General features: G+C 44.1%; 1 protein-coding gene and 1 pseudogene. Both read left to right on the top strand.

From position 1 onward, the window contains the following. Positions 1-12,636, top strand: coding sequence for an MARTX multifunctional-autoprocessing repeats-in-toxin holotoxin RtxA (gene rtxA / locus EAE92_RS24655; RefSeq protein WP_246545219.1), 12,636 nt, complete (start codon positions 1-3; stop codon positions 12,634-12,636). 795 nt (positions 12,637-13,431) lie between these two features. Further along, positions 13,432-15,249: pseudogene (gene rtxA / locus EAE92_RS14205) on the top strand (MARTX multifunctional-autoprocessing repeats-in-toxin holotoxin RtxA); the annotation flags it as partial. Positions 15,250-15,376: the final 127 nt, after the last annotated feature.

Below are 15,376 nucleotides of genomic sequence, written 5' to 3'. Positions count from 1 at the left end.
ATGGGGAAATCATCAAATAGAAGTACTGAGTACTTCTTTACTGGGAAATACTACGACGATAATGATGGTAATAGTATTACTGCTATTGGTGTTGGTGGTGAAGTTTATGCTTATGGCGGAAATGATGATGTTACTGTTGGTTCACTTAAAGTCGATGTATACCATACAGATGGTGACCTTGCGGTAAAGGGAGCTTCAGGTTATGCCGGCATTAGTAAAACGGGAAATGGCGGTCTGTCATTTGCGGGTGCCGCCGGTGCGGCTTTTATTCATCACACCGGTAAAACGGGAAATTTAAATTATTCGGGTGCTGCTGGTTACAACAAACTGGTTCGTAAGGGTTTGTCTGGTGATACAAATTTTAAAGGGGCCGGTGGATACAATAAGTTATGGCATGAAACTAACCGGGGAAATTTAGATTTTGCCGGTGCAGGGGCATACAATGACATTGACCATACCTGGTTTAACCGTTATCAAGATTCACAGGGAAGTGTGACTTTTAATGGCGCAGGCGCTGCAAACAGCATCAACTCACGAGTAGAGAGCGGTAACGTTACATTTAATGGGGCTGGTGCTGATAATCACATCGTACGTAAAGGTAAAGAAGGTAATATTATCTTACGTGGTGCGGGGGCATCGAATCGCATTGAGCGTGTACGCCAAAATAAAGATGGGTATGAACAGACCCGCGGTGATATTACGTTTGAAGGTGCGGGGGGTTATAACAAACTCTATTCTGATGTCGCACATGGCAATATTAATTTCTCCGGTGCGGGTGCTTACAATGAAATCACCAGAATAGGTGCGGATAGCGATTTCGATGGTGAAGCATTGGAATTTGCCAAAGCCGAAGAAATCGTATTGAAGACGGCAACGATGGGAGGAAGCTGGATTCAGAAGTCTCAGCAAGTTACAGGTATTAAATCAACCGTCGAACCGGATACCTATCTTTTTGCGTTTGCTGACAGAATGTACACTAAAATCAGCAAAGTCCAGCTTCAAAATAATCCCACCACGGGTAGACTCAGTTATCATGCCACTTCTTGGTATAAAGCAGGTAATCACCTTAAAAATCTTGCCGCGAAAGAAATTTCGTCAGGCAATGGATTTGTCGCGGTAAACGCTAATGGCGCTTACCGTCTCTCTAGTTTGGTTTTTGAGCGTCAGCAGCCCATCGAGATTCATGCTATTGAGGAAAGCCTACTGATAGATCAGTGGGTAACCTATGCGGGCGGCATGGTGATTAAAGCAGAGGATATCTCGTTAGGTGATGCCAAAATGGGGGGATATGCGATCTTCTCTGATGGTCGCAAAGTCGATGTTTCCGCAGTCAAATCAAACCGGCAACCCAATACTTATGTGTATGCCAAGGTCATGGGGTCATATACCAAAATCGTTAAAGTTCAGTTGAAAAACGATCCTGATACAGGGCAACTGAAATACAGAGCAGAAGCATGGTACAAAGCAGGCGATCATACGGGTAATTTGGCTAATAAAGAGCTTTCCTATGCTAACGGATATACCTCTATTGGTCCCGGTTACACGTTAAGCCAGCTTCAATATAACGTTAATACAGTGCGCCGTACCTCCCATCGATTAGTACATAGCGAAGAATATAGTCAGCAAGACCTTGCAAAGTCACCCACAAGCAGTGGTTACGTTAATTTTAACGGTGTGGGTGGTGGAAACGTTATTAAATCTAACGTTAAGCGGGGAAATGTTAATTTTAAGGGCGCAGGGGCGGCGAATGTCATTTTGCACGGCTCAAAATTCGGTGATACCAATTTTGATGGTGCTGGTGCCGCTAATGTCGTTGTAAAAAATGGTGAAAAGGGTGATCTGACATTTCATGGTGCGGGTTTAGCCAATGTTCTGGTTCACCAAGGCCAGAGCGGGAAAATGGATGTTTACGCTGGTGGCGCGGTAAATGTTCTTGTGCGTGTCGGGGATGGGCAATATCTGGCTCATCTTCTGGCTTATGGCAATATCTCGATCCACAAAGGCAACGGTAACAGCCGGGTGCTGATGTTGGGCGGGTACAACACTCATAGCCAAATCGGTAATGGCAATGGGAGCTGGTCCGGTACGGGCGGTTTTAACGTCATCACTCAGGCGGGAGCCGGGGATATCTCCTCCGTACTTTTGGGTGGTGCTAACGTGCTCACTAAGCTTGGTGCGGGAGATCTGGTTGCTGGTATGTTCGGCGGCGCCAATATTATCACCCATCTTAGTGATGAGAGCGAAACGGCCGACACCACCGCCATTGCGTTGGGCGGCGCCAACATTTTGACCAAGAAAGGGAAAGGCAATGCGCTGGCGGTAATGGGCGGTGGCGCAAACGTCCTTACGCATATCGGCGACGGCAATACCACGGGCGTTATGCTCGGTGGCGCTAATGTTTTGACCAAAGTCGGCAAGGGTGACACGACCGGCATCATGTTCGGCGTCGGCAACGTGTTGACCCATGTCGGCGACGGTTTGACGCTGGGCGTGATGGCCGCGGCAGGCAATATCTTCACCAAAGTCGGGAATGGTACATCGATTGCCGCCATGATTGGCGCGGGCAACCTGTTTACCCATGTCGGCAAAGGGGATGCATGGGCGTTAATGGGCGGCGCGGTGAACGTCTTTACCAAAGTAGGTGACGGTAATGCGCTGGCATTAATGGTAGCCGCAGGCAATGTGTTTACTCATATTGGGGATGGCGCAACTGTTGCGCTGATGCTGGCAAAGGGCAATATCGCCACGAAAGTGGGTAATGGCATGACTCTGGCGGCGATGATTGGCAAAGCCAATATCTTTACCCATGTCGGGGATGGCAATACCTTTGCGGCCATGATTGGCGGCGCCAATGTGCTGACCAAAGTCGGCAATGACCTGACCGCCGCCTTAATGATCGGGAAAGCCAATATCTATTCGCATGTGGGTGATGGCGCCAGTATCGGTTTGTTTGCCGGTGAACTGAATGTGATGACCAAAGTCGGTAAGGGTACAACCCTGGCGGCCATGTTTGGTAAAGCCAATATGATGACCCATGTAGGAGATGGCTTAACCGGCGTGTTAGCACTGGGTGAGGCCAATATTGTCACCAAAGTGGGTGATGATTTTATGGGGGTGGTTGCGGCGGCGAAAGCGAATGTCATAACGCATGTTGGTAACGCTACGACCGCCGGTATCCTGCTTGGCAAAGGCAATATTCTGACCAAAGTAGGCGACGGCCCCACGGTCGGCCTGCTTATTTCCGATGTGGGTAACGTGATGACCCATGTAGGAAAGGGGACGACGGTGGGTTTTGCCAAAGGTAAAGCCAATCTTATCACCAAAATTGGCGATGGCGCCGGGGTGAATGCGGCTTGGGGTGAAGCCAATATCCTGACCCAGGTGGGAAATGGCGACCGTTACAACTTCGCGAAAGGGAAAGCCAATCTCATTACCAAAGTGGGGACTGGACAAGAAATCACGGTGGTTCAGGGGGATGCCAATCTCATTACCCATGTGGGTAACGGTGATGATTACACCGGCGCCTGGGGCGAAGCCAACCTTATTACTAAGGTAGGAGATGGACGCAATGTGCTGCTGGCTAAAGGCAGGGCTAACATTGTCACCCAAGTAGGTAAGGGCGATAGCTTTAACGCCTTATGGAGCGAAGGCAATATCGTTACCAAAGTGGGTGACGGTATGCAGATTACGGCGGCAAAAGGGAAAGCTAACGTCACGACGACAGTAGGCAATGGCTTAAATGTAACCTCGGCTCATGGTGACGCTAACATTAACACTCATGTAGGTAATGGTGTTTCGGTCAACGTGGCGTGGGGGAAATATAACGTCAATACCAAAGTTGGCAATGGTCTCAATGTTGCGGTAATGAAAGGCCAAGGCAACGCTAATATTCAGGTTGGCCACGGCTTGTATGTTAATGCTTCTTACGCACGCAACAACGTGGCGATTAAGATTGGTGATGGTGATTTTTACAGCTTGGCTGTTGCATCGAGTAATACAGAGAGCAACAAGCTTGCTTCTTTCTTCGACAATATCAAACAAACTGTACTCGGAGTGGGAGGTAGTCAGGCGATCAACTATCTGGTACATGGGGATGAAGCTAACACGTCAGGCACTCACAAGGGCAGAGGCGCGATTAACTTAACCGAAGTTTCTGCCATTGATGGTTTTAAAATGGAGGAAATTGATCAAGTTGGTTCGGACTTAAGCAGTCGTCTGAGTCGTTCTGTAACGGCGGTAGAAGCGCCTGATATTAACTCAATAGAAAGTTCTTTAGCCGGTTCGCTAAATCGAAAAACGCGATCGGTATCGGATCGGAACGAAAACTTGATCGTCAATGGTGACTTTGAACAAGGTAATCAAGGTTGGCAGTCAACTAATGGTGTTGAGGCATATAATCCGGCGAATGCTTACGGCCTTAATAATGCGGGTCATGGAAAGCGAGTCAGTGAACTTGATGTGGATGTTAACACCACGCTTTCGCAGGAGTTGCAAAATCTGTCTGAGGGCGAAGTTGTTTCACTGAGTTTTGACTTTGCTAAACGTTCCGGTCTTGCCTCAGGTGAAGGTATGGACGTGCTATGGAATGGTAAAAGTATCTTCGCAACCTCTGGCAACGAAGTTGAATGGCAAAACAAGGCACTGCAATTAACTGCGCGAGAAGGTACTAACCGAATTGAATTTAAAGGTACGGGCCAGAATGATGGGCTAGGCTATATCTTAGATAATGTCGTTGTAAAATCTGAAATGTCATTGATTTTGAATGGTGACTTTGAACGAGGCGATCAAAGCTGGCAGTCAACCAACGGCGTTGAAGCCTATCATGAAGCAAGTGCTTACGGCCTTGATAACGCAGGTCATGGCTCACGGGTCAGTGAACTTGATGTGGATATCAGTACCACTATTTACCAGGATCTGAGAAACAGGTCGGAAGGTGAAGTCATTTCATTAAGCTTTGATTTTGCAAAGCGTGCAAATAGCACTACGTATAATGAAGGCATGGAAGTTCTTTGGAATGGTGAAAGCAAATTTACCATTACTAATGGTGATACTGGATGGCAAAGTGAAACACTGGAATTAATTGCCAAAGCAGGTACTAACCGCATCGAATTTAAAGGTATCGGCGATAATAATGGTATTGGCTATATCTTGGATAACGTTGTTGCAAAGTCTATAGATAGATTGCCAGCCAATAGTGTTATTGAACATGCCAGGCAAGACCAGGCGGCCAAAAATGCGTTAAGTGATAAAGAAAAAGCCGAAAAAGATCGTCAGCTCTTGGAACGAGAAAAAGAGAAACAACTGTCAGCGATTGAAAAATCGAAATCTCAATTGGAATCAACGGATCAGGAAGCGCTTAGTCGGAATGGGCAAGAGCAGAGTGAGGCGATAAAAGAGGAAGCTCAGGCAGTGACTAAAGAGCTGACTTTAATAGCTGACAACTTTAAACAGCTTAAACATGAAACCGATGATAGTCGTGAGTTAGATAGCCATTATCTCGACTATGCGGGTGGAATCTCTGAGGAGATCCAGAAACGGTTGGATAACGTTAAGCCGACATTAGAAAAACGGCTGACAGATATACATCGGAATACGATTGATACACAGCAAAAAGTAAAAGATGCCGTGGCGCTATCAGAAGCGGGCGCGGAAAAAGGTAAACAAAATCGTGACAAGGCGATTCTTGATGGTGTAGATGCGCAATTCAAAGCGGATCAGAGAAAAGAAGAAGCGCTTTTACAACAGCAGCAGGCAGAAAAGGCGAAGGATAGCGCCAATATTGCGTATCAGAATGCTGAACGTCGTGGTAAGCGTGATACTGCGGAGGCGGAAAATAAAGCGGCTCAGGCTCAAGCGGATGCTAAGGGAGCGAAGATAAACGATTCCAGACCGGCTCGCATTGGTGCGAGCGGCAGCGGCTTGTCAGGAGAAAAAGCCTATGAATCAACAGGAGCGGGAGAAACCGGCAGCCATATTGATCCTGAATCGATGCCAGAAGCGAAAAACGGATATTATCAAGGGCTGACCGAAGAAGAATTGCAAGCGTTAGAGAATGCTAAACAAGCTGTTAACCGGTTGCAGATCAACGCGGGAATTCGTGCAAAAAATACCGGTGCTTTACTTACTCCACGGTCTATTGAAACCCAATCTGACAGCATTGTGGTACCTCCTTTACATCAGACACGTGAACTCATTAGAAAGGCGTCGACAATTTCTGGTATTAATCTGGAAGGATTGGGCGGCAGCAAAAAGAGGGCGATAGATTCTTCCGTATTAAGTCGTGCACAAAAAATCGCCCACATCTACCGTTGGCTTGATAATGGTAACGATAATGCATCGGACGAATATATTCCTATTCCCGGATTTAAGCGTGTTAATGCTGAGATTTCTGGTAATACCAGGCAGAATATAGTGGCCTTTATTGAACGGCATCTCAGGAATCCCAAAGTCAAACACAAAGTACCTGAGAATGAAATCGCATCTTTAGCGAAACTGTTTGTTGACGCGACTTTGGATTATGACTGGGATAAACGAGTTGAGTTTATTGCAAAACTGGACAGTTATGGTCATAGCTTTGAAGTTGCCCGCGATGACAAAAGTATTGTTTCATTCTGGTCCGGGAAGAGTTTTAGAAGACATCGAGATGTTCTTGAGGCCGCCCAACCGGATGGTAAAAAAATCGTTTACGATGTTGATGTGCAGGGAAACGCTTTTGCGATTCAGCTCAATCAGCACCTCATGAAATGGAAAATTACATATCTCTCCGATAATGAAAATAATAGGCATAACGCGCTAAGAGCGGCAATTGATGCCGCTACGTATAGCAACACTGGTTTCTGGAGCTCCATCTATGCCGCAGGATCACGTGGTGATGTTTATTTGATCTCTGAGGGGGGCTTACGTCTTGGCAACTATTTCTGGAATGTTGAATTACCTGTATTGCGTAAACTGCAACGCGAAGGATTAGTAGGTGAAATTCGATTGTTGGATAAACCGGCAAGTGAATATAAAGGGTTGCCTACGGAATTGATTGGCCGCAGATTAACCGAGGCGGGTATTACTGTGAAAGCGCGGTTTGATGCTTTGACTATTGAAGAGCAGGAAAAAAGGCTGGCGGTTAACCCCGGTGGTTATAAAGCCGATACCGTTGTTGATCTCGATATTAAGCTCAGTGCCGTCGACACTATGCTGAATCAAGCATTGCCGTTTTATGGATTACGCACAGAACGTAACTTATTAGTGCAAAAGAGTGATGAAGGATTTGAGGTGCGCTCATGGCCCGGTAATGGCAATGAATTTAAGAGAATTATTGTAAAAAACACGACCAGTAATAATCTGCTTAAAGCAGTTGAACGTTTTATTCTTGCTAATTACGACAATTATGCGCAGTTACCCGATGAGTTATATTTCATGGAAGATCGGATTATATCTCATCATCAAGGGCATACCCGAATTCTTGCTGATAAAGTGAATGGCATCTGGAAGCCCGTGCCAAAATTGATGTCGGTGAGTGAGTTCCATCAAGCCGCATCCATTGCAGGTAAAATGCGTGGTGACAGTTACCAAAAAGTGATTGATGCTCTAGAGAGTTATCACCATGTCTGGCAAGGAAGAAAAGACGATGAGTTGGATGTGATAGGAAAATTATCCGATTTGCGCCAACAGGTTGAAGGCTATCTCTTAGGTCATCCTGACTCAAGTCGTGTCCCGGCAATGAAGGCATTATTGTCTCAAATTGACATGCGCTTTGAAGAATCGATGGCGCTTACTGAATCCACTGTGAGAATCCCAGAGCAAGGCGATTTCAGTAGTCTGTACGATAATCTTGGCAGTGCCAATCTTAAGGATTCAAAACACCTTTATGTTGATGAAAATGGTGATTTTGTCACTCGGGGCAAGGCAAATATTCATATTAACCAGAAAGCGGAAAGTGCTGATAAAGCGATTGAGCAAGTTAAAGCGGCGGTTATTAAAGAGTATGGTCAAGATGTCTCAGATGCCGTCTTCTCGAATCTGAAAGCCAGCGATTTATCACAAGATGGTAAAGGCATTGACGTGTCTGGTTTAAGAAAGATCCATCAGGCGATTGAGAATATATCGACCCCTTCTGGATCTCAGAGCAAAGGTCATAATGTGGAAAAGAAAAGTTTATTCCAGGAAGTGGGTTATACCATTTTTGACCTTAAAGCAGATGGCAAACAATTGGCTGATTATTCATTCCACTTTAGTCAGAATGAGGATTTGTTGGGGGAGCTTAAGAAGCTTATTCCAGAAATTAGTAATGTGCTCGTGACTAATGGTAATGACGTTCAGTCCAAAGAGTTTCTGGAAGGAATATGCTTTGCTCTGTCTTCCCGCTATATGATGGAAGAACGTGTGAATGGCGTGGGAGGGGGAAAAGCTTATATGGGGTGGTTGCAGGAGGTAGCTAAAGCCTACAACGACAACTCCGTGAATAAGAAAACGGATATCAACTCGATTGAATCCTCTTTGCTTAACCGATATCGCCGTCAGAAAGTCGGCCCGGCTATTGAAAAGTTGTTATCAATACAACATTTTCAACAGCTTGATGCTGGCAGTTTGATCGAGAAAGCGAAGGGAAATATTGATTATAGCGCAAGGCTAAAAGCAAATGGGTTAACAGGGGCGAGGATTGGTGATCCACTGAATTATGATGTTGGTGGCTATGAATCCGTTATGGAGCGACTGCGCAATGTGAAGCAATCGACTTATATGATGTTTATGTCGGAAGATCACGCCATGTCGGTTGTTGTACATAAGAGTGAAGCTCAAACAATCTGGTCATTCTTTGATCCTAATTTTGGTGCTAAATCGTTTGATAACTATGATGATTTTCACCGTTTTATGGATTCTTTCCATAAGGGCTTGATCACGGGTTACCGATCTCCTATAGGTTATAAATATGCTTCTGCCAGCCCTGAGGACAGTACAAAATCGAGCTTCTATATTAACTATAATATATTTGAAGATAGCGCTATTACGGATTATGACAATACCTGGAAACAGGCGCGTGAGGGTGAACAACGTCATGTATTGCACGCGCTGAAAGAGCAGGAAATAATGTTTTCGCTGGATTCAGGTGTTGAAGGGTGGATCGCGGATTACCGTGAAGATGTCGTCACTTTGGAAGTCATGGATAAGAAAGGCCAAAAGGTTTTTGTTGAAGTTGAAAGCAACAACTTTAAACAAGCAGCCAGTTTCGTACAGTTGAATCTTGGTAAGATATTTGCTGACCCAACCGTCAGTAAATTGACACTGAAAGGCTCGAAGAATGGTGATGCTACGGTATCCGTGCTGGAAAAATTATCATCGGACGCTGTTCTAAAAAACAGAGATGTCGAATCTTGGGAGCGCATTTCAGTCACACCACAAACCGATGGTCGAGAAACCCGATTTGATGGTCAAATCATTATCCAGATGGAGGATGATCCTGTAGCGGCTAAAGCAGCAGCAAATTTGGCGGGTAAACATCCAGATTCCAGTGTAGTGGTTCAACTCGATTCTGAGGGTAAATACCGTGTTGTCTATGGTGATTCATCTCAATTTAAACCATCAGACAAGTTGCGTTGGCAGATTGTCGGGCATGGTCGTAGCGAATCAGAGCAGAATAACACTCGTCTGAGTGGTTACAGTGCCGATGAGCTGGCAATAAAACTCAAACAATTTACTCAGAGCTTTAGTCAGGTCGGTAAACCAGACCACATTAGCATCGTGGGTTGCTCGCTGATTAATGATGACAAACGAGATGGCTTTGCTCATCACTTTATCACCGCCTTAAAAGAGCAAGATATTCACACGACTGTTTCGGCTCGTCGTAGTGAAGTTGCCATTGATGTCACTGGCCGTAAATTTACCCAGAATGAAAATAATCAATGGATCAATAACCTGACTGATAACAAAGTTATCTTGAGTTGGAATGAAAAAGGCGAACTTGAAACGCATTCAGAACGAGTTCGTCACAATATTGCTGAAAGCGATATCAATCTTTCTCGTGTCGGTATAGCGGATGCAGATATGCCAGCCAAAGGTGCGATTGTGGATAATGCAGATATTTTCACAGCGCCAGAGAAGCGCAAAAATAAAATTGAAACCGACTCAAGCCATATATCGAATAACCAGATAAGTTACTCAGGTAATATTCAGGTGGATGTGGGGAATGGTGAATTTACTGCGCTTAATTGGGGGACGTCGAACGTTGGCATCAAAGCAGGTACTGGAGGTTTTAAATCACTGGCCTTTGGTGATAACAATGTGATGGCGCACATCGGCAATGGCGACAGTAAACATAGTGTCGATATTGCCGGTTATCAGGCGCTTGAAGGGGCGCAAATGTTTATTGGCAATCGTAACGTCAGTTTCAACCAAGGCCGTAGTAATGACCTGATTGTGATGATGGATAAATCCCTGCCAACGCCGCCGTTGGTTAATCCATTTGATGGCGCCGCTCGTATTTCCGGGGTATTGCAAAGCATTGCCCATTCTGGTGAAGAGCGAGCGTGGATAACGGCGCAAGATCAGCAATGGACAATCGCTGGTGCGAAAAAATTTGTTCAGGATATGTCTGGTTTGGACCAAACCAGCAGTGTTGACTATAAGACTCTGGTTGATTTGGGTTCTCAACATGAACGTAGTAGCCGTGGTCTGAGAAGTGATACGGAAGCAGCGCTAAATAAGAAATTCAACCGGTGGCTAAGCAAGAATGGCAACAGCGTTGATATGAGCAATATGAGCCGTGCGGATAAATTTCGTCAGGCTAATGAAAAACTGGCATTCAACTTTGCAGTAGGGGGCCAAGGGGCGGATATTCAGGTAACTACGGGTAACTGGAACTTTATGTTCGGTGACAATATCCAGTCGCTCCTCGACACTAACCTGGGGTCGTTGTTTAGTTTAATGACTCAGCAATACTCGACAACTGGTATAGCGAAAACAACGTTTACCTATAATCCGCAGGATTTGCCACGTCAGCTTAAGAACAAATTGCTTGGTCGGTTAGCCAGTGTGAATGCAGATACCACTTTAGCGGATATCTTTGGTGTGGATTACACTGCGGATGGTCGTATTGTCTCCCGTGGAGACGAGCCTGTGGATGGTGTGGCTATTCTAAAAGAGATGATTGAAGTTATAGGGGAATTCAGTGGTGAACAACTGAAAGTCTTCACTGATCCAGATAAATTGCTCGATGGCCTGAAATCTCACCTTAATATGGGGACGGATGGCATTAAATCCTTTGCTGAGAGTCATGGCCTGAAACAGAAAGATGCTGATAAAAATGAGGAAAGGCAGAGCAGCACGCCAGCGACTGTAGAGACGGAGAGCGCCAAACCAGAGCGTGCATTTGGTTTTCATTCGCTGAATTTGCCTAACTTGTTTGCGACGATGTTCAGCAAAGATAAACAAGAAGAGATGAAGTCATTAGTGACCAATCTGAAAGAAAATCTAACCGCAGATTTGCTCAATATGGAGCAGAAAACGTTTGATTTCCTGCGTAACAGCGGCCATCTGCAAGGGGATAGCGATATCCATGTATCGTTGGGGAACTACAACTTCAACTGGGGCGGCGATGGTAAAGATCTTGGCGCTTATCTGGGCGATAACAACAACTTCTGGGGTGGTCGCGGAGATGATGTTTATTACTCAATCGGTACTTCCAACATCTTTGCGGGCGGTGCAGGTAATGATCTAGGCGTCCTGATGGGACGTGAGAACTGGATGTTTGGCGGTAATGGCGATGATACCGCAGTGGTCGCCGGACGTATTAACCATGTGTTCATGGGGGACGGTAATGACCAGACGTTTGTCTTTGGTGAAGGTGGCTTAATTAATACCGATAAGGGCCAGGATTACGTCGTCACCTCTGGCAACTACAACCGGGTGGATACCGGGGAAGATCAAGATTATGCCGTGACTATTGGTAATAACAACCGAGTTGAGCTAGGTGAAGGGAATGACTTTGCCAGAGTATTTGGTAATGACAACCAAATTGACGGCAACGCCGGTAACGACGTAATTAAACTGTTGGGTTACCATGCGATGATTAATGGTGGAGAAGGCGATGACCACCTGATAGCGGCCACTATTGCTAAGTTCAGCCAGTTTAATGGTGGTGATGGTCAGGATCTGCTGGTATTAGGGGGTTATCAGAACCGCTTTCAGGGTGGGACGGGTGTGGACAGCTTTGTAGTCAGCGGTAAGGTGATTGACAGCCAGATTGATGATATCAATGTGGAAGATATGATTGTCTTTGATGGTATTGACTGGCAAAACCTGTGGTTCCAACGTAGCGGATATGATCTGGTGTTATCAGTAAACCGCCATACCGAAGATAAAACCGCTCAGGGGGCATTTGAATCAATAGGTTCAGTCACTTTTAGCAATTACTTTAATGGTAATCGTGCCAAATTGGTGGCGCAGATGGGGGATAAGAGTGCATCGGGAGAGCGTGAGTTTACGGCGCTATCGGATAATGCGGTTGATACTTTGATCCAATCAATGAGCAGTTTTGCCCCGACAGCGGGCGACAATGGTTTTATTGAAAATTTGGACAATAAGGCGACAATTGCCATTACAACGGCGTGGTCAGATACGACTATTGGTAAGGCGCAGTTTGCATAATTAATTCTCTAGAATAAAAGTAAAATGAGTAATAAAAATGGCTCACACAATTGGTGAGCTATTTTTACCGCTGAATAACGAATGTTCATTATATTATCGGTTGTTTGTTGATTAATGGTTATACCCGTTATCTTTCAAGCTGCCTCTTTGTTGGCTGCGTTCACTCACCCCGGTCACATAGTTATCTATGCTCCCGGGGATTCGCTCCCTTGCCGTCGCGATGCAACTTGAAATCCATAGGGTATATATTTATTGGTAAATTTTATTTATCATTATTATTTTCTGACTAAAAAAGTAGGATATTATTATCTCATTTACTTATATTGCTTTAATCGTTATAATTTGTGTGGTTATTTATGAAAATGGAATAAAATAATTGATCGTAATTGATAAAATTTTATATCTTAGTTTAGTCATTACTTTATTATCTTGTCTGTATTTTCAATATTATCGTGGAAAAAATATCTGCGTTAACGATTTTTTTGAATTTTTTATTTATCTCATTCAATGGATTTGTTTTAAGGTGTTTGTAAATGCATCAAATTGAAACTTTTCTGAACTGGGCGTTTTTTTGTTATATCCGTTTTATTAATAAATTACTTTTGGGAAAAAGTATGTCTGATAAATTCGTGTAAACAATATCTGATGTTAATTTTAATAGCGGTTTTTTAATTTATTTAATTTTCTGCTATTAAAAAGTCAGAAGATGAGAACTTGAATATTCAAAATAACTGCCCTATTCGTTAGGTGCAGTGGTTTTCTGCTTAACCTCAATAATAAATTAAAGGGCTATTTATGGGAAAATCATCAAATAGAAGTACCGAGTACTTCTTTACTGGAAAATATTACGACGATAATGACGGCAACAGTATTACTGCTATTGGTGTCGGTGGTGACGTTTATGCTTATGGCGGAGATGATGATGTTACGGTTGGTTCATTAAAAGTCGATGTATATCATACAAACGGTAAACTTTCAGTAAAAGGGGCTTCAGGTTATACCGGTATTAGCAAAACGGGAAATGGCGGTCTGTCATTTGCCGGTGCGTCAGGTGCGGCTTTTATTGATCACACGGGTGAAACGGGAGATTTATATTATTCGGGTGCTGCTGGTTATAACAAACTGGCTCGTAAAGGTTTATCTGGAGATATAAGTTTTAAAGGCGCTGGCGGATACAATAAATTATGGCATGAAACTGATCAGGGAAATGTCTATTTTGCCGGTGCAGGAGTGGCTAATAAAATTGACCGTACTTGGTATAATCATTATGAAGGCACTCAAGGAGATGTGACATTTAACGGCGCAGGCGCGGCAAATAGTATCGACTCGCGGATAGAAAGCGGTGACATCATTTTGAATGGCGTTGGTGCTGATAATCATGTCGTACGTAGAGGTAGAAAAGGTGATATTACCTTGGACGGAGCGGGGGCGGCGAATCGTATTGAACGTATACGCTACAGTGAAGATGGGTATGGACAGACACAGGGCGATATTACTTTTGAAGGCGTGGGTGGTTATAACAAACTCTATTCTGATGTCGCCCACGGTAATATTCATTTTACGGGCGCAGGGGCTTATAATGAAATTACCCGAGCAGGTACGGAAAATGAAATAGAATTTGCTCAGGCTAAAGATATTGTTATGACATCAGCAACAATGGAGGGAAGCTGGATTCAACAACCTCAGCAAGTTAAAGCAATTAAATCCGCGGTAGAGCCTAACACTTATCTCTTTGCCTTTGCCAATAATGTTAATACTAACGTTGTCGCTGTACGGCTGCAAAATGATCCTGATACTGGTAAGCTCCGTTATTATGCCACTTCTTGGTATAAGGATGGTAATCATATTAAGGATATTGCCAAAGAAAATATCAATATAAATAATGGATTTATCCCCGTTAAAGGGGAAGGTGCTATTACGCTTGGCAATATTAATCTTATATATCGACAAGAAACCACGATACAAGGTGTTGAGGAGGCATTATTAACCGATAAATGGGTAAATTATGCTGGCGGCGCCAACATTAAGGCGGAAGATGTCACACTGGGCAGTGCCAAAATAGGAGGATATGCGATCTCTTCTAATGGGCTGAAAATCGATGTCTCGCCGGTAAAATCAAACGAACAACCGAATACTTATGTATATGCAACATTTCTGGCTCCTTATACCAAAGTGGTTGAGGTTAAGTTGGCGAATGATTATGAAACAGGGAAGCTGAAATATATTGCAAAATCTTGGTATAAAACAGGTGACCATACTGATCGTTTAGCAGATGAAAGTTTTTCCTATCCTGGTGGCTATCGATCAATAGGGGCTGGTTATACGTTAAGTCAGCTTCACTATGATTTAAATGTAATAGATGATATTGCTGATCGTTTGACTAATCTTGAAGGTTATTCTGAGCAAGATCTTATTAAATCATCAAGAAATGGCGGTAATAGCTCCGGTAATATTTATTTCAACGGTGCGGGTGGTGGAAACATTATTACATCCAATATCACGCACGGTAATATTAATTTTACCGGATCGGGGGCAGCTAACATTATTTTGCACAGTTCAACATTCGGTAATACCTATTTTGAAGGGGGCGGTGGTGCTAATGTCATTGTGAAACCTGATTATCACTTAAATTCAGCTCCCATAGGCGTATACTTAAAATAAGTCTGTGTGGAGGTAAATGAAAATGGCTAAAAATCAGATTCAATTCCAAAAAGGCATTTCTATTCATGAGTTTATTTCA

The sequence above is a fragment of the Photorhabdus hainanensis genome, assembly GCF_018448965.1.
In the GTDB taxonomy this organism is placed as follows: domain Bacteria; phylum Pseudomonadota; class Gammaproteobacteria; order Enterobacterales; family Enterobacteriaceae; genus Photorhabdus; species Photorhabdus akhurstii.
Note: the sequence above shows the minus strand (reverse complement) of the source record. Positions and strands in the feature narration are given on the sequence as shown.